A 22639-nucleotide genomic window follows, 5' to 3' on the forward strand; every position below is an offset into this window, starting at 1 on the left:
TTGACCCTATAACTTTGATCAATCAGATCAAGGTGTTATGCCAAGTTGACGCATTCAAAATAATTCGCCAAAAGCTGATTCCAAACTCTATGAATTCGTTTGCTTGATCATTCGATCAAGCAGACAACCCTTTATGCCTGATGACCATAGCGACGTGGTACCACTCCTTCCCATCCCGAACAGGACAGTGAAACGCGTCAGCGCCGATGATAGTGCGGGTTCCCGTGTGAAAGTAGGTCATCGTCAGGCTCTTACAGCCTAGAAAGCCCCAACCAGTCGGTTGGGGCTTTCTTATTTGTGTCGCGCAAACTGGCGCCACTCAGACGTTATGGATGGTGTCAGCCGATCGTCTCGCGGCGCCTGAGCGGATGAGGTCCTCCAATACGTCATCTGCAAGCGCCTCGAATTCCCATTCGGGGAAGAATCGCTTGTGAATTGCCTGAAGGTAGGATGTCCCGTCTCGCCAGGCGCGCCACTCCGCCTTCGGCATGCACTGCGCGTCCAACAGTTGGAATTTGATCAATACTTTGAAAGCATGCCGGGCATGTCTTCCAGGATCTGACATCAGGCCGTCCAGACGTCGACGCGCTCGGTCCAGTGCGGCAGCCGTGTCGCCAAAGACGCCCCCATGTCCCGGAATCACCTTCCGGGGATTCAAGGCTTCGATCAGGTCGAGCGTCGCGGCGACCTCGTCGAAGGACGGCTCGCCCACGAGTTCGGGGAAGACCACGCCGAAGCCGTTTCCCCACAGCGCATCCGCGGAGATCAGGGTGCGGCTCTCGGGCTCGAACAGCACGACCGAGTGCGGGTCATGGCCCGGCGCGCTGTGAACTTCCCAGTCGTGCATGCCGAGACGATGTCGCTGGCCTGACAGGAGCACGCCCTCCGCGCGAAAGCGGGGACACTGTTGTCCCGTCGCGCGGTAGCTGAGCGCGGCTTCATCCCATTGCGCGACAGCGTCCGCGTCACCCGGAGGAATCTCGGTGCGGAGTGATGCGTATCGCTCCTGCAATGCCGCATTGCCACCGCAGTGATCGCTGTGCAGGTGCGTGTTCAACAACAGCGCGAGCGGCCGCCCGTCCAATTCACGCTCCACCAGATCAACGGTTTGCGCCGCGTGCGTGACGTAGCCGCTGTCGACCAGCACGGGCGCATCGCCATCCAGCAGCACATTGTTCGAAGACAACCAGCCGCGCTCGAACACGGTCACCCCGCGGGGCAGCCCTGTCGTCACGGCTGAACGGATGCCATGCTCACGCGAAGCTGCCGCCGCAGGATCTTCCCCACGTTGCTCTTGGGCAGCGCATCGCGAAACTCGATGCTTCGCGGACGCTTGTAGCCGGTCAGGGCCTGGGCGCAATAGCGCAGCACGGCGTCTTCCGTCAGCCCCGGGTCCTTGCGGACAACGAAGACCTTGATCGCCTCGCCCTGCTTCTCGTCCGGAATGCCGATCGCCGCGCACTCGAGCACGCCCGGGCACAGCGAAATCACGTTCTCGAGTTCGTTCGGAAAGACGTTGAAGCCGCTCACCAGGATCATGTCCTTCTTGCGATCCACGATGCGGCTGTAGCCATCAGGCTGCATCACTGCGATGTCGCCCGTGCGCATGAAACCATCGGCGGTGAAGGCGGCTGCCGTCTCGGCAGGTTGCTGGTAGTAGCCCACCATGACATTGGGACCCTTGATGCACAGCTCGCCGGCTTGGCCCTCGGGCAGCGTGCGGCCTTCGTCGTCCTTGATCGCGATCTCGATGCCCGGCAGCGGCAACCCGATGCTGCCGGTGAATTCGGTATTGGCGACGGGATTGTTGGTGCCGATCGCGCAGGTCTCGCTCATGCCCCAGCCTTCGATCATCGGGCAGCCGGTGACCTCGAACCAGCGCTGCGCGGTGCCCTCGGATGCTGCCATGCCCCCGGCCTGCGACACGAACAAGGTGGAGAAATCGAGCTTGGCAAACTCCGGGTGCATCAGCAGCGCGTTGAAGAGCGTGTTGACCGCCGGCAGCATGTGAAACGGCCGCTTCTTCAGCACGGCGACGAACTTGTCGAAGTCGCGCGGGTTCGGAATCAGCGTCAGGTGGGAGCCCTGGCGGATCGCCAGCAAACACAGCGTGAGCGCGAAGATGTGATACAGCGGCAGCGCTGCGATGCTGTTGACCTTGCCCAGATCGCCCACGCGTTTCAGCGCAGGCGTGAACCAGGCCTCGGCTTGCAGCGTTGCGGCAACGATGTTCCGGTGCGTCAGCACGGCGCCCTTCGACAGGCCGGTGGTGCCGCCCGTGTACTGGAGGAAGGCGATGCTGTCGAGCGTGCTCGTGTCGGGGCCAAGCGCACGGCCCGCGCCGTCGGCCAGCGCCTGTGTGAAGGGGGTCACCGTCCGCCCGTCCAGCGGCAGCTTGTACGGCGGCACCATGCGCGCCAGATGCCGCACGGCCACCGTGATCCAGGTGCCGTACAGGCCGCCCAGAAGATCGCCCATCGCCGTCACGACCACGTGCCGCAAAGGCGTGCGATCGATCACCTGTTGCAGCGTCGCCGCGAAGTTCTCCAGAATGACGATCACCGTCGCGCCCGAGTCCTTCAACTGGTGCTCGAGCTCCCGCGCCGTGTACAGCGGGTTCACGTTCACGCAGGTGTAACCGGCGCGCAGCACGGCACACATGGTGGCGGCGAACTGCGGGATGTTCGGAAGCATGATGGCCACGCGCGCGCCTGGCTCGAGACCCAACGACTGCAGCCAAGCGCCCAGTGCCTTCGACTGCTGGTCCAGCTCAGCGTAGCTCGTCCAGCGTTCCATGCAGACCGAGAACGGCCGCTCGGCGTGACGCTGGAACGACTCGTCGAACATCTGCCCGAGCGAGCGGTATTGCTCGGGGTGGACCTCGTGCGGCACGCCGGCCGGATAGCTTTTCAACACGGAGGGTTGCATGGGGGCTCCTTTGCAGCCCATTGTGCGAGGCGCCATACCCACGCCACCCCGGGGCTTGCCCCAGGGTCGACCGCGCCTGCGCTAGGCTACTTGAGCCAGCGGTCCATCACGCGCTGCATGTCGCCACCGGCCTGCGACAGGTGCAGCCACTGGTCGACATACGCCTTGAAGGCCACGTCGTCGCGCGGCAGCATCCAGCCCATCTCGCCGTACTGCAGCGGCTTCTCGGGGTTGATCGCGCACAGGCCCGGCTTGAGCCGCTGCTGCGTGATCGCCTCGGCCGATTCCGTGACGAACACGTCCGCGCGATTGGCGAGGATCTCGTCGAAGATCGTCACATTCTCGCCGTGCATCGTCATCTTCGCGCGCTTGAAGTTCGCGCGGGCAAAGCGCTCGTTGCTGCCACCCGGGTTGAAGATCACGCGCGTCTGCGGCTGGTCGATGGCCGCGACCGTCTGGTACTTCGCGACGTCCGTGCAGCGCGCGATCGGCGTTTTGCCATTCACCATGTAGGGCGTGCTGAAGAAGGCGCGCTTCTGGCGCTCGGTCGTCACCGACACGCCGCCAACGGCGATGTCGCACTTGTCGGCGACCAGATCCGGTAGCAGGTTCGCCCAGGTGGTCTTGACCCACACCGGCTTTGCGCCCAAGCTGCCGGCGAACGCGGTCACCAGGTCGACATCGATACCTTCGAAGGGCGCGTCGGCCTGCTGGAAGCTGAAGGGCTTGTAGTCGCCGGGCGAGCAGACCCGCAGCGTGGTCGACTTCTGCACGGTGTCGAGGCGCGAGGGGGCGGTGCCGGCGGTCGGCGCCAAGGCACATCCGCCGAGCACGGCCGCGAGGGCCAGGCCAGCAAGAGATGGGGAGCAGAAAAAACGGGACATCGGTGACTCCTCGAAGGGCAGAAAAAAAGCCATTGTGCGCGGGACGGTTGCGGCGCCAAAGGATGCGCGAACGCAACGTTTCACGGCGTTTTCTGGAGCAAACAGCCCAATCCGTGCGCTCCGTCTCGCTCTGTGAAACCGGTATCTTGTGATCTAGGGATAAACCCTTATATTTGACGCATGAACCCCGCCAAGGCCTTTCTCCGCGCCTCGCTCGGCCTCGGATCCTTCCTGAAGGCCCCGGTTGTCGACGCCCAGGCGCGCGGCCGCACCACGCCGGCACCAGTCATGGTGCCCATCCGCAGCATCGGCCCGCGCGAGCGCGGTCGCATCGCCGCGCACCTGCTGGCGCTGAGCCCGCAGGACCGCTACCTGCGCTTCGGCTACGCCGCGTCGGACGAACAGGTTCAACGCTACGCCGACGGCCTCGACTTCGAGCGCGACGAGCTCTTCGGCATCTACAACCGCCGCCTCGAATTGATCGCCATGGCGCACGTGGCCTTCGCGCCGAGTGGCCAGCCGCGCGAATGCGCCGAATTCGGCGTCTCCGTGGCAAGCCATGCACGGGGTCGCGGCTACGGCGCCCGCCTGTTCGAGCGCGCCGTCGTGGTCGCCCGCAACGAAGGCGTCGGCATGCTCTTCATCCATGCGCTGAGCGAGAACGCCGCCATGCTGAAGATCGCCCGCAAGGCCGGTGCCACCGTGGTGCGCAGCGGTTCCGAATCGGAAGCGCACCTGCAACTGCCGTCGCCCACGCTCGACAGCCGGCTGAACGAAATCGCCCTGGAGCACTTCGCCGAAGTCGACTACCAGCTCAAGGCCCGTGCCAAGCAGTTCTGGTCTTTCCTGGCCGGCGTGCAGGAAGTGCGCAGCGGCATGCGGGCAGCGCGCGAGAAATCCGCGCCCTGACCGAGCCGCGGGCGCCGGTGTCAAATCAATCCGGTATCCTTGCACCTCCCCAACTTCGCCCTCCCGCAGTGGCCGACCCTCACCCTGAACGCACGCCCGTCGAACGGGAAGACAAACGCGGCTTCCTTCAGAAGCTGGCCGAGTTCATTCACCCCGGACCGGATTCCCGGGACGAGCTGATCGAAACCCTCGCAGACGCCGAAGACAACGATGTGATCGGTGCCGAGTCGCGCGTCATGCTCGAAGGGGTGCTGCGCATGGCCGACATGACGGCCGGCGACGTGATGGTCGCCGCACCGCGCATGGACCTGATCAACATCGACTCGCCGTACGACACCCTGCTGCACGGGGTGATCGACACCGCGCACTCGCGCTTCCCGGTGTACGAGGGCGAGAAGGAAAACATCATCGGCATCCTGCTGGCGAAGGACCTGCTCAAGCTGCAGCGGGCGCCGGGCCTGAACATCCGCGCGTTGCTGCGACCGGCCACCTTCGTGCCCGAGAGCAAGGGCCTGAACGACCTCTTGCGCGAGTTCCGCGGCAACCGCAACCACCTGGCGATCGTCATCGACGAGTTCGGCCGCGTGGCCGGGCTCATCACCATCGAAGACGTGCTCGAGCAGATCGTCGGCGAGATCGAGGACGAGTTCGACATCGCCGAGGACGAGGGCGACATCTTCGGCCTGGCCGACCACACCTACCGGGTGTCGGGCGACACACCCATCGAGCGTGTGGCCGAGGCCTTCGGGATCACCTTCGACGAAGAAGCGCTCAACGAAGACTTCGACACCATCGGCGGCCTGATCGCCCACGAGATGGGCCACGTGCCGAAGAAGGGCGAGCACCATGCGCTCGGCGGCTTCGACTTCGTCGTGCTGCACACCAAGGGCGGCGCGGTGCGCTGGTTCAAGGTCTCGCCGGCGCGCGGCAGCGACGCATCCGATTGAGCGCGTCGATGGCCGCGGTGGCCCACGTGCCTACGCGCGCCGCCTTCATTGCCCGCATCGTGCTCTTCGCCGGGGCGGGCCTCGCGCAGGCCGCTGCCATCGCGGCGCCGTGGAACGGTCGCCCGCTGTGGTGGCTGCAGCTGCTGTCGCTGGCAGTACTGGTGTGGCAGCTCGACGTGCTGCGTGCCGATCCGCGACCGAAGCGCTGGCGCAGCGCTGCGTTCCATGGCTGGCTCTTCACCACCGTCTGGCTCTGCGGCACCTTCTGGTGGCTCTTCGTGTCGATGCACACCTACGGCGGGATGGCGGCGCCCATCGCCGCCACGGCGGTGTTGGCCCTGGCGGCGGCGCTCGCGCTGTACTACGCGGTGGCATGCGGCGTGTTCGTGGCGGTCGCGCCGAAGCACCCGATGGGCGCTGCGATCGTGTTCGCTGCGCTCTGGACACTGGGTGAGCTGCTGCGCGGCAGCTGGTTCACCGGTTTTCCGTGGGGCGCGGGTGGCTATGCGCATGTCGATGGCCCGCTGGCCGTGCATGCCGCCTGGCTGGGCGTGTACGGCATCGGCGCGGTCGCCGCGGCCATCGCGGCGCTGGCCGTCCTGGCGCTGCGCCGCCGAACATGGCACGGCGCCGCGGTGCTGATCGTCGTGCTGGTCGCGGTGCCGTACGCGCTCGATCTGCTGCGCGACGACCCGGATGCCCCGTCCAACGCGCGGGGCAAGCTCGGCGTCGCACTGCTGCAAGGCAACATCCCGCAGGATGAGAAGTTCATCCCCAGCGGCGGCATCGCCACCGCGCTGCGCTGGTACGGCGAGCAGTTGCGCGACGCGACGGCAGCGCTGGTGATCACGCCCGAGACCGCGCTGCCGCTGCTGTCATCGCAACTGCCGCCGGGCTATCTCGAGGCGATCGCAGCGCGCTACGGCAGCGGCACGCAGGCGGCCATCGTCGGACTGCCGGTGGTCGGCATGGGCGGTGCGAGCCACGACTTCGCCGGTTACCGAAATTCCGTGATGGGCTTCAAGCCGGGTGAAGCGCGACCGTATCGCTACGACAAGCACCACCTCGTGCCCTTCGGCGAGTTCGTGCCGGGCGTGTTCCGCTGGTTCACCGACCTGATGAACATCCCGCTGGGCGACTTCCGCAGCGGCGGGCTGGCGCAGGCGCCGTTCGTGTGGCAGGGCCAGCGCATCGCGCCGAACATCTGCTACGAAGACTTGTTTGGCGACGAGATCGGCGCCAACTTCCGCAACGCGGCGACGGCCCCCACGATCCTGCTCAACGTCAGCAATATCGCGTGGTTCGGCGATACCGTCGCCATCGACCAGCACCTGGCGATCTCGCGCATGCGGGCCCTCGAGTTCGCACGGCCGATGGTGCGCTCGACCAACACGGGGGCCACCGTCGTCATCGACCACCGTGGCCGCGTGACCGATGCGCTGCCGCGCCTGACGCGCGGCGTGCTCACCGCCGAGGTCGAAGGCCGGGCGGGCCTCACGCCCTATGCGGTGTGGGTCTCGCGCCTCGGGCTGTGGCCGTTGTGGGGCCTGTCGCTGCTGGCAGTGGTTGCCGCCGTGTGGCAGCGCCGGCGCGATCAGCGCGGCAGGTAGGCCGTCGCCTCGATCTCGATCACCAGCGCGTCCCCGGGCAGGAAGCGCGACACCTCGACCACCGTGCTGACGGGCGGCTCGCCCGGGTAGAACAAGCCACGCACGCGGTTGTACGCGGGGTACTGCCGGATGTCGCGAAAGTACTGCACCAGCTTCACCACGTCGTTCATCGTGCCGCCGTGTTCCGCCGCCAGTTGCCGGATGCGTTCGAGCGCGAACCAGCTCTGCGCGACGATGGGCGCCTCGTACACGTCGACCGACATCTGGCCCGTGACGTAGCCGAGCGTGCGCAGCTCGTCCCGGGCGATCGGCGGCAGGTCGTCGTACGAAGAGACGGCCTGGCGCCGTGCCGGGTCAACCGCCACCACGCCGCTCATGAAGACGAAGTCGCCGACGCGCTTGGCGGCGGCGTAGTTCGCCATGGGCGCGCCCATGACCGGCACGTTGCCCGAGCTCATGAAGACACCACCGGCCAGTCGCGCAGCTTGCCCGGGTTGAGCAGCCCCAGCGGGTCGAAGCGCTGCTTCACCGCCAGGATCTCTGGCGGCAGCGCACCGCCGGCCTTGCCGTCCTCCACGATGAAGGTGTGCGGGTTGTTGATGCGCACGCCGCGCTCGCGGTGGATGGCGATGATCTCGTTGAGCCGCTCCTCGGTCGTGAAGCGCACCAGTTGCAGCCCGCTGCAGGTCAGGAGGCCGTCCATGTTGCGCAGGAACTCGATGTGCATCATCACCTCGCCGGCCAGCAGCGCTTCCATCTCGGTGATCTGCTGGATGTACTGGCCGGGCGTGAAGCTGCTCTGCAGGTAGGTCAGCGACTTGTCGATGCGCAGCGCATGCAGCGTCGTGTGGTTCCAGGTGAACTCCATCAGCGTGCGGTTGCTCTTGGCCACCTCGGCGGCGTCGCGCCGGTAGGTCACGGTGCCGCCGTGCGCGGCGACCAGGTCCTTCAATGCATCCTCCGCCGGCTCGTCGACCAGCGACAGCACCGCATGGCAGCCCTTCGGCAGGTACTCGGCGAGCTGCCCCAGGTGGTCGGGCACCGGGCTGCCGAAGAAGGCCACTTCGCGCTTGTCGATGCCCGGTGCGCGCGCCAGCGCATCGGCGAAGGCCAGCGCGGTGTCGAAGCGCTCGAAGGTGACCAGCGTTTCCAGCCAGGGCCGCGCCGGCGCCAGCGCCACTTCGACCTCCAGCACCAGGCCGTTGGTGCCCCACAGGTGGTGCATGCGCAGCGCCTCGGCACCGCGCAGCTCGACGATCTGCGGCTCGGGCTCGATGCTCATCGCGCGGATGCCCAGCACATTGCCCGGCGCGCCGAGCGGCCCGTAGTTGATCGAGCCGACACCACCGAAGCCGCCGCCGAACAGACCGCCGAGCGTCGCGCTGCGGAAGGTCGACGGAATGCAGCGGAACTCGTGGCCGGTGGGCCGCGTCGCCTTCTCGATGTCGCCCAGCCGGATGCCGGCCTGCGCGCGGGCCGTGCCGCCGCGCACCCAGCACATCGCGTTGTAGCCGGTCATGTCGAGCACCACGCCACCGGCCAGTGGTGTGGTCTGGCCGTAGTTGCCGGTGCCGCTGCCGCGGATGGTGATCGGCAGCTTGCGGCGCGCGCAGGCGCCGACCAGGCGGCGGATCTCGTCTTCGGTGCGCGGGCGCACCACGGTGTCGGCGCGCTTGTCTTCCAGCTGGCGCTTGAGCACCGGGCTGAACCAGGCGAAGTCCTGCGACAGGCGGGCGACGCGGCCCGGGTCGTTGATCCAGTCGAGGTCGGGGAGTTCGAGCTGCAGTTGCTCGATGGCGGAGACGGGAGCGTTCATGGCAAGGGTCGTGTCAGTCGTTGGATAACTCGCTGGCGTGCCAGGAGCCGAGCGCGAGCTTCGAGAGCCACGCCATCAGCACGAACAGGCCCACGCCGGTGAGCGAGATGAGCAGCAGGGCCGCGAACATGCGCGGGATGTTGAGCTGGAAGCCGGCCTGCAGGATCTGGTAGGCCAGGCCCGCGCCGGAGCCGCCGGTGCCGGCGACGAATTCCGCCACCACCGCGCCAATCAGCGCGAGGCCGCTGGAGATGCGCAGCCCACCGAAGAAATACGGCAGCGCACTCGGGATGCGCAGCCGCACCAGCTGCTGCCACCGGCTCGCGCGGTTGAGCTTGAAGTAGCTCTGCAGGTCGGGGTCGATGCTGCGCAGGCCCAGCGTGGTGTTGGCGATGATCGGGAACAGCGCCACGAGCGCCGCGCACACCGTCATCGCCGCCACCGGGTTCTTCACCCAGATGATGATGAGCGGCGCGACCGCCACGATGGGCGTCACCTGCAGCAGCACCGCATACGGGAACAGGGCGGTCTCGATGCGCTTGCTCTGCACGAACAGGAAGGAGATCAGCACGCCCGCAACGGTCGCCAGCACGAAGGACAGCAGCGTGATCTTCAGCGTGACCAGCAGGGCGTTGCCGAGCGGTACCCAGTCCTTGATGAGCGTTTCCATCATCAGGTAGGGCGACGGCACCAGGTAGGGCGGCAGTTCCATGCCGGTCACCAGACCCTGCCAGATCGCGACCAGCACGACGCCGACCAGCAGCGGATAGAAAACGCGCTGCACGCGTGGCTGCTGGAGAAAAGGCACGCGCGCAGCTGGGCGCGTGCGGGTGACGACGGCGCTCATCGGCTCAACTCCTCGTGGGCGTTGCTCGCACGCAGCAGGCTGTCCTGCAGCTGTTTGGCGTAGCGGCTGAATTGCGGCGACACCATGAAGTCGGGGGTGCGCGGATAGGGTTCGTCGATGGTGAACTGCTCCACCACACGGCCGGGTCGCGCGGCCATCATGATCACGCGGCTCGACAGGAACACCGCCTCGTGGATCGAGTGCGTCACGAAGATCACCGTGAGCTTCTTCTTGCGCCACAGGTCGAGCAGGTCGGCGTCGAGCTTGTGACGCGTGATCTCGTCGAGCGCGCCGAAGGGCTCGTCCATCAGCAGCAGGTCGGGCTGCGTGACGAGGCCGCGCGCGATCGACACGCGCATCTGCATGCCACCCGACAGCGCCCGCGGCAGCGCGCCGGCGAACTTGTCGAGCCCGACGAGTTCCAGCGCCTCGGTCACGCGCGCGTCGGCCTCCTTGCGGGGCACGCCGGCCAGGTCGAGCGGCAGGCGCACGTTGGTCTGCACGCTGGCCCAGGGCATCAGCGTGGGCGACTGGAACACGAAGGCCATCTTGTGGGCACAGGTGTGCAGCTCCGCCACCGGCCGGCGCCACAGCAGCAGGCGGCCGTCGGTGGGTTCCAGCATGCCGGCCACCATCTTGAGCAGCGTGCTCTTGCCGCAGCCCGAGGGCCCCAGCAGGGTGATGAACTCGCCCTCGGCGATCTTCAGGTCCACCGGCAGCAGGGCCTGTGTGCCGTTTGGGTAGGTCTTCTCGGCGGACAGGATCTCCACCGCCGGCGTGGCGTGGGCCCACGCGGTCGGCGGTGCGAGGGTGTCGGGTTCGACGCGGTTCATTCAAGAGCCTTTCGAGGGGGCCGTGCCGCGTGCGGCCGGCCCCTGGGTTTCAGGGCGTGGGGCGTAGCGCGCTCAGGGCAGGACCTTGGCGTCCTTGATGAACTCGGTCGTGTAGGTCTTGGCCAGTTCGATCTTGGCCGGGTCGAGCAGCTTCGAGGCGACGAGGAAGTCGTAGCTCGCCTTCGACCGTGCGTCGGTGATCACGCCGATGCCCAGCTTGGCCGCGTCGCCGCCGGTGATCATCCCCATCTCCTTGAGCTTCGCCACGCTGTAGGCCAGCTGGTCGTCGGTCATGTTGGGGTTGTCCTTCTTGATCAGCGCATTGGCTGGCGCCGGGTTCGCCAGGTAGCTCTTCCAGCCTTCGGCCGAGGCCTTCACGAAGGCGGCGACCTGCTTGCTGCGGTCCTTCACGGTCTTGTCCATGCACGACACGGTGGTGGCGTACGCGGGGAAGCCGTGGTCGCTGAACATCAGCACGTTGGCCTTCACGCCGGCCTTCTGGATCGCGTAAGGCTCCGACGTCAGGTAGCCCTGCTGCGCGGCGTTCTTGTCGGCCACGAAGGGCTGGATGTTGAAGGTGTAGGGGCGGGTCTGCTCGTCGGTGAAGCCGAACTTGGCCTTCAGCCACGGCCAGTAGCCGCGCTGCGCCTGGGCGCCGATCAGCAGGGTCTTGCCCTTGAGGTCTTCGAACTTCTTGACGTCCTCGTGCGCGATCAGCACCTGCGGGTCCTTCTGGAAGAAAGCGGCCACGGTGACGACCGGCACGCCGCCCTCACGCACCTGCATCATCTGGATGTCGCTCGATCCCATGATGCAGTCGGCCTGGCCGGCGGCCATCATCTGCGTGATGTTGACCTGCGGGCCGCCCATCTTGATGGTCACGTCCAACCCGTGCTTCTGGTAGATGCCTTCTGCCACGGCCTGGTAGAAGCCGCCGTGCTCGGCCTGCGCGTACCAGTTGGTCATGTAGGTGAACTTGTCCTGCGCCTGGGCGGGCGCTGCGGCGGCGAAGGCCAGCGCGGCGGCGCCGGCGAGGGAGGCGAGACGGAAGACGGAAGGTTGGCGCATGGAGTGGACCTCTCGAAGTGCGGGGTGAAGGAAATGCAAGGGAAAGACGAAGGAGCAATGCAAGGAGCGCGCCTCAGGCGGGCTCGCGCTGGGTCGGCAGCCCCTCGGCGGTCTGGATGAAGCCGGTCTCGTGGCCGCGGCCCCAGGTGGGCTCGTCGCGCACGATCCAGCGCAGCGCGTACAGCTCGGTCAGCGCCTGCACCCAGCTGTCGGACAGCGTGTCGAGGATCTCCAGGCCCTGTTCGCGCGTGGCGCTGGTCGGGTCGCCGATCACGCCGCTCGGGCCGAAGTCGCGCGCGGTCCAGGCACAGGCCGGGCGGCCGTCGGGCGACAGCAGCTTGATCGGGAAGGGCGGCGGGAAGTTGGCGGCGGCGCGTTCCATGTGCACCGTGTCGGGCGCCAGCGCGAGCATCAATGCGGTCTCGGAATGGCCGGCGTGCATCGACAGGCGCTTCTCCTGATCGCTGATCTGCTTGCTCGACGCATTGGGCAGGCGCGACACGCCGTGCGGCACCACGACGAAGTCGCCATGGCGCAGGCGCAGTTCGCGCGCGGCCATCTCCAGCACCTGCGGCTGGCCGCCGTGGCCGTTGGCGAACAGCAGCTTGCGAAAGCCCGAGCGGTAGACCGATTCGCCAATCTCGATGATGGTCGAGAGCAGCGTGGTGCCGGTCAGCGTCATGGTGCCGGGGAAGTGCAGGTGCTCTTCCGACTTGCCATAGGTGATGGTCGGCAGCGCGAAGGCGCGCACCTCGGCAGGCAGCTTCTCGAGCGCCTTGCCCATCACGCCGGAGCTGATCACGCTGTCGACCGAGCAGGGCAGGTGCGGGCCGTGCTGCTCGATGGCGCCGCAGGGCAGCACGATGACGGTGTTCTCGCGGTCGGGCAGCGCGTCGATTTCGGTCCAGCTCAGGTAGGGCAGGAAGCGGTGCGGGGGGATGTAGCCGTGGAGCATGGGGGTCCTTGTCGTTCGTGTCGTGTCGCTATCGGGGGAGGAAGGGCGTGGCGTCGCCTTGGGCCACGCGGCCGTCGCGCAGCACCACGCGCTTGGCGCTGCGCGAGGGCCAGCCGTGGCGGTCGGCGTCGGTGAAGAGCACCAGGTCGGCCGGCGCGCCGACCAGCGTCGGGCGCACTGCTGCAGGCGCGCGCGACAGCCAGTCGCTGCGGCACAGCGCCTCCGACCAGGTGTCGAAGGGCTCGTCGAGCTGCGCCACCAGTGCGGCCGTGCCCATCGCCTCGACGGGGTCGAAGCTGCCGAGCCGGCAGAACGGGTCCTGCACGTTGTCGCTCGCGAACATCACCGGGATGCCGCGTTCGCGCGCCTCCTTCACCAGCGTGATGCCGCGCAGGCGCGGCGTGCGGCCGGTGACGGCGTCCTGCAGCAGCAGGTTGGTGGCAGGCAGCGAGACGATGGTGATCGGCGCGCGCGCCACCGCGTCGAGCGTGGCCAGGGCCTGCGACTCGGGCTGCGCCGCCAGCGCGCAGACATGGCCGCAGACCACGCGGCCTTCGTAGCCGATCTCGCGCAGCAGGCGGGCGGTGGTCGAAAGGCCGACGGCCGCGGCGTTGAGTTCCTCGTCGACATGCAGGTCGATGTCGAGTTCGCAGGCCTGCGCCGCCACCAGCAGGTGGCGCAGCGCCGTCTCGCTCCAGTTGGTGGAATGCACGAAGCCGCCCAGCAGCGCGTGCGCTCCCGTGGCCTTCACCTGCTTCGCCAGGCGCATCGCCTGGTCGGCGTCTTCGAACAGCGGCAGCTTGATCAGGCTGACCTGTTCGAGTCGCACCCGGCCCGCCCACTCCTGCGCCAGCGCGGCCATCACGGGCCAGGCCATCGGCGTCGCGTCGGGCTCCCACCAGTCGACATGCGTGCGCAGGTGCGTGGTGCCGCTTTCCCAGGCCCACTGCAGGCCACGCGCGGCGCGCTCATGCACGTCGGCAGGCGTCCAGTTCACGCGGTCGTTCAGCATCGCGTCGATGGCGCCGAGCAGGCCCGGCTGCACCTGTTTCATGCGCGGCAGCGTGAAGGCCTTGTCGAGGTGCGTGTGGGCGTCGACGAAGCCGGGCAGGGCCAGCGTGCCGGCGGCGTCCCAGGTCGTGGCCGATGGTGCGGGTGCCTGCGTGGCCGGCTGCACCGACTGCACGCGGCCCGCTTCGATCGCGAGGCGCGCCAGCACGGGCACGCCGTCTGGCTGCGGCCAGTCCGTCGGCAGCAGCCAGCGCGGCAGCCGCAGGTTGTCGATCAGCGTCGGCGTGTGCATGGGGCGTTCAGGCAAAGCGCGCCATCGCCTGCCCGACGCGCGCCTTGAAGCGTGTCAGCTGCGGCTCGGTCGCGATGTTCATGTGGTAGTGCGCGTGGTAGTCGACACGTGCGGCCTGGCCGGTGAGCCGCTTCATGTACCGCGTGACGATCTTGCGCGGCGGGTCGCCCATGTACCAGGCGACCCAGCGCGGGCGACCGTAGGTCACGACGGCCGAGATGCGCTTGATGTGCGTGAGCATCGGCCTCACGTTGGCCGGGTCGCTGATGTCGAAGGCCACGCCCGGCATGAAGAGCCGGTCGAAGAAGCCCTTGAGCATGGCGGGCAGGCCGAAGCACCAGGTCGGGAAGCAGAAGACGATGGCCTCGGCCCGGTTCAGCCGGTCGATGTAGGGCTGCAGCGGAATGCGGTTGCTCGGCACCTCGTGGTAGCCCAGCCGCTCCTCGCGCGAGAGCACCGGGTTGAAACCCTCCGCGTACAGGTCGCAGTCGTCCACCTCGTGCCCGGCGGCGCGCAGGTTGGCCAGCACCTCCTGGTGCAGGGCGGAAGCGAAGCTGGTTTCGACCGGATGGCAGTAGACGACGAGCACGCGCATGGTGTTTGACCACTTAATCAGAGCAAGTGGTCAGATTCATGCAAAGGGCGTGCCAGGGCGGACGCACCGAAACGGAGCGGCTGCCCGGGTGCGGATGGGTCGGCCGCTTCAGCCGGTCGACGGATTCAGCGGCGGCAGATGCCGAGCACGACTTCCTGCTCGGTGCAGGGCTTGGTGCGCGCCGGCGTCATGCCCAGGGGCGGCAGGCCGACCGACGCCACCGCGCGCTGCGACGCGCAGGCCCGCAGGCGCTTTTCCATGGGCGCGAAATAGCGCCAGCCCGGGCCGAGCGGCGGCAGCTCGAGCCGCACCTGCTTCCACTTGGGGTGGCCTTGCGCCTGCAGTTGGTCGAAGTTGGCGCACAGCGCATCGGCGAAGCGCGTGAGGTCGCCGACCGTCGCGCGCAAGCCGTAGTCGTAGGTGACCAGGTAGGCCTGCACGCTCAGCGTCGGCACGTCGGCGCCCAGCCAGCTGGCGTAGCTGGCCGCGCGGATGGTCGCGGCCTGGTAGGTGCCAAGGGCGCGCCCGCTCTCGGGGGCGGCGTCGTCGCGCCGAAGCAGCTTGATGAAGCGGCGCGCCTCGGGCTTCATCTCGGTGAAGAGCTTCGCGGGCTGTCCGGCCACGATGACCGCCACGTCGATGCTCTTTTCCACCGTCAGTTGGGCCAGCGCCTCCTCGTTGGCGAGGTACTGCGCGCTGTTCGCCGGCAGCGGCACGTCGAACATGCGCTGGTAGAGGGTTCGCGCGGTCAGGGCCGTGCCGCTGCCGATCGGCCCGACGCCGATCTTCTTGTCGCGGATCTCGTGGATGGCGTTCAGCGGCGAATCGGCCCGCACCACGAAGTAGATCTCTTCCTCGTACAGCGGCATGACGAGCCGCAGCGGCCGAATGATGTTGCCCGCTTCCGCGTTGCCTGCCTTGGCCTCGTCGAGGAAGGCCTGGTAGACGTCGGACTGCACCAGCGCGAGCTTCACGCCGGGCTCGAAGCGCATGCGCAGCACGTTCTCGGCCGAGCCCTTCGACTCCAGCACCTCCAGCCCGATGCCGGCCGGCGGCGCCACCCACTTGGCCAGGTCGCGGCCGATCTGGATGTACGTGCCGGCGCTCGATGCCGTGACGATCTTGTAGTCGGCGGCCGAAGCCCCGAGGGCGCCGATCAGCGCCAGGCCCGGCAGCAATGCGGCCCGTGCGATGCGCCGGAGCAGGATGCGGACATCAAGGGGCATACGCGCTCCTCGCGGTGTTCGTCGGCTGGCACAGCGCCAGCGCGACCAGGGCGGCATTGCAGGCGCCCGGCGGCGCCGCGGTGGTGGGTGGCGCGGTGATGGCGCCGACGATGTGCACGGTGTCGTCGGCAGCCGCCGGCTCGGGTTCGGGGCGCGCCGGCGCATGGAAACCGAGCGCCAGCGACGCGCGACGTGCCGCCTCGTGCAAGCGCTCGCGCCGCTGCGCCTGTGCCTGTTCGTGCTGGCCGAGGGCCTGCCGCGCCGCTTGCACCCGCGGGTCGTCGGCGTGCGCGGTGCCGACGAGGCCGAGCGCCTGTTTCGCCGCAGCGAAGTCGCCGCGTGCCACGGCGGCCTGCATCTGCGTCACGCGGGTCTCGAACGCATGCTGCGCCGCGCCGTGGCCCTGCCGCCCGGAATAGACGTAGTCGAGTGCGAGCCCCATGCCGAACAGGCCGAGGACGAGCGCGAGGCTGACCATCAGGCGCCGGGTGGCCTGGGCGTCGGCGGACCAGCCGGACGACGCGTCGCGGGCCGGCGTGGCGCCGCGCTCCAGGACGGGGTGCGCCGTCGATGCGGCGGGAAGGTAGGTCACCACCGCCGCGGGCGGCATGGCTTGTTGCGGTGGCTCGTCCGCATCGTCGAGCGGCAGCACGGTGTCCGGGGCGTCGGCGGCGCTCTGGCCGAGGTCGCGCAACGACTGCGCCAACGCCGCATCGTCACGCGGCTCGTCCGCCGGGTGCGGGCCGGGCATCCATCCGTACGACAGGATACCGGTGGGTGAGGTGGACATCTTCGACCCTTCGCGTGTGAACGGAAGTAGTAGAAAAGAATGCATCCTTCGCCCTTTGCCCGGGGCGGTCATCAGGGACTACCCATAGAGGGGCCGCCGCAGATGTTTCAAGGTGAAAGCCGCGGCAGCGGCCGTGGTGCCACGACGTGCTGGGTCGGCGAGGCTACTTCGGCGCGGTCTGGATGCCGCAGCCGCCGAGCACGAACGCGATCAGCTCGCGCGCCACCTGCTCGCGGTCGATCGCCGTTTCGGTGCCCACGCCCATCATCACGCGCGCCTGCAGTGCGTAGTCGGCGTGGTACTGGGTCATGGCCCAGATGTGCTGCAGCAGCAGGCGCGGGTCGAGCGGGCGCATCAGCCCGCGCGCGATCCAGCCGTTGATGATGTCGATCTTCTTTTGCGTCCAGGCCTGCGAGTTGGGCCAGTAGCCCTCGAGGTTCCTGCCGCCGTCGAGCACCTCGCGCGTGAAGATGCGCGACATCTCCGGATGGTCGAAGGCGTGGTCGAGCTTCTTGCGGATGTAGTCGCTCAGCACCGCGGCCGGCCCGCTGGCGGCCTGGTCGAAGGAGAACACCACCTTCCAGGCGTGCAACACCTGCATCAGCAGCTCTTCGTAGAGCTCTTCCTTCCCGGCGATGTAGTAGTGCAGCTGCGGCTTGGTGATGCCGGCGCGCAGCGCGATGGCCTGGGTCGACGTGCCCTTGAGCCCGTGCAGGCTGAACTCGGCGATGGCCGCTTCGCGGATCGCCGCCATGATGCGCTCACGCCCGGGGCGGGCCCGCGACAGCGGCCCGTCGGGTGCAGGCATGTCCACGGGGGGCAGGGCGGTGTCGGCAGGAGTTTCCACAGTAGGCAGGTGAGCGGCGGCGCCAGGCGCGGCGTGATGGCGATGGTACCGCCCCGCATCGACGCCCCCTGTGTTGCAGGCGGCGCATGGGCCGATGTCGTCTCTGCATGGACGGGTGTCGCAACGGGCACCGTTCTTGTATCCCAATGGCGGCTTTCCGATTTCTCCCAACCCACAGAAGGACGCACCATGATCTCCTCTTCCCGCCTGCGCAGCTTCGCCGCTTCCGCGGTGCTGCTGGCCGCCGCCGCCGTGGCCCACGCCCAGGCCGCGTTGCCCAATGTCGTGATCCTCGCCACCGGCGGCACCATCGCCGGGGCTGGCGCATCGGCCGTCAACAGCGCCACCTACGCGGCGGCCAAGGTCGGCGTCGAGAAGCTCATTGCCGGCCTGCCCGAGCTGGGCAAGGTCGCCAACGTGCGCGGCGAACAGGTGTTCCAGGTGGCATCGGAAAGCCTGACCAACGACAACCTGCTGGTGCTGGCCCAGCGCGTCTCGGCACTGGCCAAGCAGCCGGACGTCGACGGCATCGTCATCACGCACGGCACCGACACGGTGGAAGAAACCGCGTACTTCCTGACGCTCACGGTGCACACCAACAAGCCGATCGTGATGGTCGCGTCGATGCGCCCGGGCACGGCCCTGTCGGCCGACGGCGCGCTGAACCTCTACGACGCCGTCAGCGTCGCCGGCAGCAAGGACGCCATGGGCAAGGGTGTGCTGCTCACCATGAACGACAGCATCGAGAGCGGCCGCGACGTCAGCAAGAATTTCAACATCAAGCCCAGCGCCTTCGTGAGCCAGTGGGGGTCGCTCGGCATGGTGGTCGAAGGCCGCAACTACTGGTTCCGCGCCCCGGTCAAGCGCCACACCATGAATTCGGAGTTCGACATCGACACCATCAAGTCGCTGCCGCCCGTGGAAATCGCCATGGGCTACGAGGGCGTGGCCTCGACGGCCATCGACGCACTGGGCAAGAGCGGCATCAAGGCGCTGGTCCACGGCGGCCCGGGCAACGGCTCGGTGGCCGACCGCATCGTGCCCAGCCTGCAGAAGGTGCGTGCCGACGGCATCGTCGTGATCCGCAGTTCGCGCGTGCCCGACGGCTTCGTGATCCGCAATGCCGAGCAACCGGACGACAAGTACGACTGGGTCGTGGCGCACGACCTGCGGCCGCAGAAGGCTCGCATCCTGGCGATGGTGGCCCTCACTAAGACAAGCGACACGAAAGAACTCCAGCGCATCTTCTGGGAGTATTGACCCACCCCCAATGCGGCTCACTGCGTGTGGCCGCCTCCCCCTCAAGGGGGCAACACCGGCGGCCCGGCGAAGCCGGTTCCGCGGTGTTTCTGGAAGGGGATGCTGTGGATGGGGTCAGCGGGGGGCGTGGCGGCGCTTGCGGTAGCGCGCATGTTCGACGCTGCTCACGCAGACGAGCAGCCAGGTGCCACCGGACAGCAGCCCGGCCGCCACGTCGCTCGCGAAATGCACCTGCAGGAAGATGCGGCTGCAGGCGGTCGTGAGGATCACCGCGATGGCGGCCATCACGGCCGGCGCATGCCAGCGCGGCGGCAGCAGCTGCAGTGCGAGGTACAGGAGCATCCCGTAGACGACCATCGACCCGGAGCTGTGGCCGCTGGGGAAGCTGTAGCTCTCCTCGAAGGCCAGGCCGTGCTCGTGCACCGGCCGGGCCCGCGCGAAGAGGTTCTTGAGCGTCGGGTTGAGCACGGCGTTGCCGCCCAGCGCCAGCATCCAGCCGAGCGCCAGGCCGGTGTGGCGGCGCCACAGCAGCCACACGGCCACGCCGACGCCGATCGCGACCAGCACGTCGCGGTCGCCGAAGTGCGTGAGCAGGCTGAAGGCGCGCAGCGCGGCCCAGGGCAGCGTCGCGGCGATGCCGTCGGCCAGCACCTGGTCGGCGCGGCCGAGCGTGTGCGTCGGCGTCGCCCGCTCGGCGATCCCTGCGAACAGGGCGGCGGCGGTGACGATGGCAGCGAAGCCGAGTGCCAGGCTGAGCACGAGCCGCGGCGGTCGAGCTTCGGTCTCGGCCGCGAGGGCGGCGCGCCGTCGCTGAAGCCCCCCGCAGGCGAGGCCGCCGGCCACCACGGCCGTCAGCAGCACGAGCAGGAAGATCGGCAAGGCACGCGGCGCCGCGGCGCCCGCGACCCAGATCAGCAGCGGCGTTCCGGACGCTTCAGACATCGGCCAGCGCCAGCGTGTGCACCTTGCCCGGTACGAAGCGGCCCTCGGCGGCGGCATGGTCCCAGCGTTCGACCGTGCAACTGCGCAGCGCCGACGCAGCGCCGCGCAGCAGGTTGACCGAATTGGGCTGGCCGCCGCGCACGCGCGACGACACCGCCGTGCCGGCCTGCACCGCCCAGAGCGCGCGCGACACGCCGGCGTCGGCCTCGTGCGCCGCCCGCACGAAGGGCAGGTGGATGTGGCCGCCCAGCACCAGGTCGGCCCCGGCCGCGGCCCAGCGGCGCAGGGCCGCGTCGGCGCCATGCAGTCGGTTGCTTTCGTCTTCGGGCCGCGTCACCAGCACCGGCTGGTGCGTGACCACCACGCGTCGCTGCCCGGGCGTGGCGCTGGCGAGCCGTTGCGCCACGCGCGCGATCTGCGCTTCGGACACCTCGCCGTCCGCGTGCCGGTACCAGCGCGTCGTGTTGACGGTGAGCACCAGCCAGTCGGGCGACGAAAACTCGGGCTCCAGATTCGCGCCGAAGGCGTCGGCGTAGCGGCCGTAGGGGTCGAACAGCCGCGCGCCCACCTGAAGCAGCGGAATGTCGTGGTTGCCCGGAATGGCCAGCCACGGCACCCCGAGCCGGTCCATGAAGGCGCGCGCCGCGGCGAACTGCGCCCGCGTCGCGCGCTGGGTGATGTCGCCCGACAGCACCACCAGCGCCGGCTGCGTGTCGTGCACCAGCGCCTCGAGCGCCGCGACCACGGGGGCCTGCTCGGTGCCGAAGTGCGTGTCGGAGATTTGGATCAATACGCTCATGCCCGCGCCGCTTCCAGCTCCGGCGCCACGACCGGCTTGATCAGCCACAGCGGCTCGGGTGCCACGCGGAACAGCAGCGGCATGTCCAGCCAGTTGAGCTCGCCGTCGGTCGCCACCTTGATGCGGCGCCGGCCATGCGTGCCGGCCGGCTTCACGGTCAGCGAGGCGAAGGGGAAGGTCACGATGTGGTCGGCGTCGCCCAGCTTGCCGAGCGCGCCTCGCACCAAGAGGCCCGGCAGCGACCACCAGCGGCCGGGCTTGACCGCGATGGCGGCGAGCTGGCCTTCCTCCGGCGCGTCGGCGTCGTCGATGCCGACCTGATGCAATTGCAGTGCGTTGTTGCCGACGAAGAGCGACCGGGTGCGCACGTCGCGTTCCTGCCCGCGCAGCGCCAGCCGCAGCCGCCAGGAGCGATGCCCGCCGCGCAGCATCGTGACCACGGCCGCGCCGAGCGCGATCAGCCGGCTGCGCCCGTAGTCGCGCTTGAAGGCCTCGCGCTCCTCCAGCAACTGCGCGTACAGCCCGAGGCTGGCGTTGACCAGGAACACCTTGTCATTCACCAGCCCGACCTGCACCGCACGCGGCGGCTCGTTCAGCAGCACCTGCAGCGCCGCCTCGTTCTCGGCCGGAATGCCGTGGGTGCGGCTGAAATAGTTGAAGGTGCCCTGCGGCAACACGCCAAAAGCGCAGCCGCTGCCCAGCGTGGCCTGCGCCACCGCGTTGATGGTGCCGTCGCCGCCGGCCGCCACCACAATGCCGCCGTTGGCACGCGCCCGCTCCACCGCCTCGCGCGCGAAGGCCTGCAACTGGCCCGGCGCCTCGACCAGGAAGATGCGGTGCCGCCGCCCCACCGCGCCGCAGGCCTGCTCGACCGCGGCGCGCACCGGCGCGGTCGCGTGTTTGCCCGACCCGGCGTTCAGGACGATGAAGAGGGGCGCGTCGGGCGCGAGGTCGGGTGGCGTCATGGGCATCGGAGGGCGGATGGACGCCCATGGCGGGCGCATATCGCGTTATCGCATCGTCGCGGCCGACGAGCCGGCGGGCAAGCGCCCGGCCTCGTGTGGGAGAGACGCCAAAGCCGCAGCCGCCCGGCCCGTAAAATCGGCGCCTCGCGGGCCCCGGCCCGCCGACTGTCCAATGTCCGGCCTGCGCCGGCCAGCTTCCATGTTGACCTTCCAGCAAATCATTCTCAAATTGCAGTCGTACTGGGCCGACCAGGGCTGCGCGCTGCTCCAGCCCTACGACATGGAGGTCGGTGCCGGCACCTCGCACACCGCCACCTTCCTGCGCGCCCTCGGCCCGGAACCGTGGAAGGCCGCCTACGTGCAGCCCAGCCGCCGCCCCAAGGACGGCCGCTACGGCGAGAACCCGAACCGCCTGCAGCACTACTACCAGTACCAGGTCGTGCTCAAGCCCGCGCCGTCGAACATCCTCGAGCTGTACCTCGGCTCGCTCCAGGCGCTCGGCTTCGACCTGAAGAAGAACGACATCCGCTTCGTCGAGGACGACTGGGAGAACCCGACGCTCGGCGCCTGGGGCCTGGGCTGGGAGGTCTGGCTCAACGGCATGGAGGTGACGCAATTCACCTACTTCCAGCAGGTCGGCGGCATCGACTGCAAGCCGATCACCGGCGAGATCACCTACGGCCTGGAACGGCTGGCGATGTACCTGCAGGGCGTGGACAACGTCTACAACCTGACGTGGACCGATGGCCTGAGCTATGGCGACGTCTACAAGCAGAACGAGGTCGAACAGTCGACCTACAACTTCGAGCATTCCGACGCCGACTTCCTCTTCACCGCCTTCAACGCGCACGAGAAGCAGGCCAAGCATTTGATGACCGAGCAGCTGGCGCTGCCCGCCTACGAGCAGGTGCTCAAGGCCGCGCACAGCTTCAACCTGCTGGACGCGCGCGGCGCGATCAGCGTGACCGAACGCGCCGCCTACATCGGTCGCATCCGCAACCTGGCACGCGCCGTGGCGCAGAGCTACTACGAAAGCCGCGAACGGCTCGGTTTCCCGATGGCCCCGCGCGAGTGGGTGGCGCAGATGGCGCCCATCACGAAGAAGGCGGCCTGAT

General features: G+C 68.4%; 22 protein-coding genes and 1 rRNA gene. 6 read left to right on the forward strand and 17 right to left on the reverse strand.

Annotated features, from left to right (window positions below; all coding sequences use genetic code 11):
- Window positions 1-136 precede the first annotated feature (136 nt).
- Window positions 137-249: ribosomal RNA gene (gene rrf / locus ACSFA2_RS19680) — 5S ribosomal RNA — on the forward strand.
- Between the two features lie 70 nt (window positions 250-319).
- Here the strand turns inward: rrf and ACSFA2_RS19685 are convergent.
- The 3 genes from ACSFA2_RS19685 to ACSFA2_RS19695 all read right to left on the reverse strand — a co-directional run bounded on the left by ACSFA2_RS19685 (window position 320) and on the right by ACSFA2_RS19695 (window position 3812).
- Window positions 320-1234, reverse strand: coding sequence for an MBL fold metallo-hydrolase (locus ACSFA2_RS19685; RefSeq protein WP_435457016.1), 915 nt, complete (start codon window positions 1232-1234; stop codon window positions 320-322).
- Window positions 1231-2928 (reverse strand): AMP-binding protein, encoded by a 1698-nt coding sequence (locus ACSFA2_RS19690; protein ID WP_435457017.1) that lies wholly within the window; start codon window positions 2926-2928, stop codon window positions 1231-1233. The genes ACSFA2_RS19685 and ACSFA2_RS19690 overlap by 4 nt, the downstream gene beginning before the upstream one ends.
- An 86-nt stretch (window positions 2929-3014) precedes the next feature.
- On the reverse strand, window positions 3015-3812 hold the full coding sequence (locus ACSFA2_RS19695) for a transporter substrate-binding domain-containing protein (protein ID WP_435457018.1): 798 nt from the start codon (window positions 3810-3812) through the stop codon (window positions 3015-3017).
- 180 nt (window positions 3813-3992) lie between these two features.
- On the opposite strand from ACSFA2_RS19695, the gene ACSFA2_RS19700 reads away from it, so the two are divergent.
- The 3 genes from ACSFA2_RS19700 (at window position 3993) to lnt (ending at window position 7278) form a co-directional block, all read left to right on the forward strand.
- A complete protein-coding gene (locus ACSFA2_RS19700; RefSeq protein WP_435457019.1) occupies window positions 3993-4721 on the forward strand; it encodes a GNAT family N-acetyltransferase in 729 nt (242 codons plus the stop codon).
- Window positions 4722-4789: 68 nt separating this feature from the next.
- Window positions 4790-5668 (forward strand): HlyC/CorC family transporter, encoded by an 879-nt coding sequence (locus ACSFA2_RS19705; RefSeq protein WP_435457020.1) that lies wholly within the window; start codon window positions 4790-4792, stop codon window positions 5666-5668.
- A gap of 8 nt (window positions 5669-5676) precedes the next feature.
- Window positions 5677-7278 (forward strand): apolipoprotein N-acyltransferase, encoded by a 1602-nt coding sequence (gene lnt / locus ACSFA2_RS19710; RefSeq protein WP_435457021.1) that lies wholly within the window; start codon window positions 5677-5679, stop codon window positions 7276-7278.
- On the opposite strand, the gene ACSFA2_RS19715 is transcribed toward lnt, so the two are convergent.
- The 11 genes from ACSFA2_RS19715 to ACSFA2_RS19765 all read right to left on the reverse strand — a co-directional run bounded on the left by ACSFA2_RS19715 (window position 7263) and on the right by ACSFA2_RS19765 (window position 17519).
- Complete coding sequence (locus tag ACSFA2_RS19715) at window positions 7263-7736, reverse strand: RidA family protein (protein ID WP_435457022.1); 474 nt, start codon at window positions 7734-7736, stop codon at window positions 7263-7265. The two genes, lnt and ACSFA2_RS19715, sit on opposite strands and share 16 nt — an antisense overlap.
- Window positions 7733-9094: an FAD-binding oxidoreductase gene (locus ACSFA2_RS19720; protein WP_435457023.1), complete on the reverse strand. Its 1362-nt coding sequence runs from the start codon at window positions 9092-9094 to the stop codon at window positions 7733-7735. The genes ACSFA2_RS19715 and ACSFA2_RS19720 overlap by 4 nt, the downstream gene beginning before the upstream one ends.
- A gap of 13 nt (window positions 9095-9107) precedes the next feature.
- Entirely contained in the window at window positions 9108-9941 is an 834-nt protein-coding gene (locus ACSFA2_RS19725) for an ABC transporter permease (protein WP_435457024.1), read from the reverse strand.
- Window positions 9938-10774 (reverse strand): ABC transporter ATP-binding protein, encoded by an 837-nt coding sequence (locus ACSFA2_RS19730; RefSeq protein ID WP_435457025.1) that lies wholly within the window; start codon window positions 10772-10774, stop codon window positions 9938-9940. Before ACSFA2_RS19730 ends, ACSFA2_RS19725 begins: the two co-directional genes overlap by 4 nt.
- Window positions 10775-10846: 72 nt before the next feature.
- Window positions 10847-11842 carry an ABC transporter substrate-binding protein gene (locus tag ACSFA2_RS19735; protein WP_435457026.1) on the reverse strand — a complete coding sequence of 332 codons (996 nt, stop codon included), beginning with the start codon at window positions 11840-11842 and terminating at the stop codon, window positions 10847-10849.
- A gap of 73 nt (window positions 11843-11915) precedes the next feature.
- Window positions 11916-12797, reverse strand: a complete 882-nt coding sequence (locus tag ACSFA2_RS19740) for a creatininase family protein (protein ID WP_435457027.1) — start codon at window positions 12795-12797, stop codon at window positions 11916-11918.
- Window positions 12798-12825: 28 nt separating this feature from the next.
- Window positions 12826-14100, reverse strand: a complete 1275-nt coding sequence (locus ACSFA2_RS19745) for an amidohydrolase family protein (RefSeq protein ID WP_435457028.1) — start codon at window positions 14098-14100, stop codon at window positions 12826-12828.
- Between the two features lie 7 nt (window positions 14101-14107).
- Window positions 14108-14695 carry an NAD(P)H-dependent oxidoreductase gene (locus tag ACSFA2_RS19750; RefSeq protein WP_435457029.1) on the reverse strand — a complete coding sequence of 196 codons (588 nt, stop codon included), beginning with the start codon at window positions 14693-14695 and terminating at the stop codon, window positions 14108-14110.
- Window positions 14696-14820: 125 nt separating this feature from the next.
- Window positions 14821-15921, reverse strand: coding sequence for a TAXI family TRAP transporter solute-binding subunit (locus ACSFA2_RS19755; protein ID WP_435457030.1), 1101 nt, complete (start codon window positions 15919-15921; stop codon window positions 14821-14823).
- The gene (locus ACSFA2_RS19760) at window positions 15911-16711 is read right to left on the reverse strand and encodes a serine/threonine-protein kinase (RefSeq protein ID WP_435457031.1); all 801 of its coding nucleotides are present in this window, start codon (window positions 16709-16711) and stop codon (window positions 15911-15913) included. The genes ACSFA2_RS19755 and ACSFA2_RS19760 overlap by 11 nt, the downstream gene beginning before the upstream one ends.
- A gap of 163 nt (window positions 16712-16874) precedes the next feature.
- Window positions 16875-17519 (reverse strand): TetR family transcriptional regulator C-terminal domain-containing protein, encoded by a 645-nt coding sequence (locus tag ACSFA2_RS19765; RefSeq protein WP_435457234.1) that lies wholly within the window; start codon window positions 17517-17519, stop codon window positions 16875-16877.
- A 228-nt stretch (window positions 17520-17747) separates the two neighbouring features.
- Between ACSFA2_RS19765 and ACSFA2_RS19770 the strand changes: the two genes are divergently transcribed.
- Window positions 17748-18818 carry a type II asparaginase gene (locus ACSFA2_RS19770; protein WP_435457032.1) on the forward strand — a complete coding sequence of 357 codons (1071 nt, stop codon included), beginning with the start codon at window positions 17748-17750 and terminating at the stop codon, window positions 18816-18818.
- A 114-nt stretch (window positions 18819-18932) separates the two neighbouring features.
- Here ACSFA2_RS19770 and ACSFA2_RS19775 read toward each other — a convergent pair whose 3' ends face one another.
- Genes ACSFA2_RS19775 through ACSFA2_RS19785 form a run of 3 tightly spaced genes read right to left on the reverse strand, consistent with a single transcriptional unit; the run spans window position 18933 to window position 21524 of the window.
- On the reverse strand, window positions 18933-19760 hold the full coding sequence (locus ACSFA2_RS19775; protein ID WP_435457033.1) for a phosphatase PAP2 family protein: 828 nt from the start codon (window positions 19758-19760) through the stop codon (window positions 18933-18935).
- Window positions 19753-20559, reverse strand: coding sequence for a metallophosphoesterase family protein (locus ACSFA2_RS19780; RefSeq protein WP_435457034.1), 807 nt, complete (start codon window positions 20557-20559; stop codon window positions 19753-19755). Before ACSFA2_RS19780 ends, ACSFA2_RS19775 begins: the two co-directional genes overlap by 8 nt.
- A complete protein-coding gene (locus ACSFA2_RS19785) occupies window positions 20556-21524 on the reverse strand; it encodes a diacylglycerol/lipid kinase family protein (RefSeq protein ID WP_435457035.1) in 969 nt (322 codons plus the stop codon). The genes ACSFA2_RS19780 and ACSFA2_RS19785 overlap by 4 nt, the downstream gene beginning before the upstream one ends.
- Window positions 21525-21723: 199 nt before the next feature.
- Here ACSFA2_RS19785 and glyQ point away from each other — a divergent pair, with 199 nt between their 5' ends.
- Window positions 21724-22638, forward strand: a complete 915-nt coding sequence (gene glyQ / locus ACSFA2_RS19790) for a glycine--tRNA ligase subunit alpha (RefSeq protein WP_435457036.1) — start codon at window positions 21724-21726, stop codon at window positions 22636-22638.
- Window position 22639 lies beyond the last annotated feature (1 nt).

Source organism: Variovorax cryoconiti (assembly GCF_051216395.1).
GTDB lineage: Bacteria > Pseudomonadota > Gammaproteobacteria > Burkholderiales > Burkholderiaceae_C > Variovorax.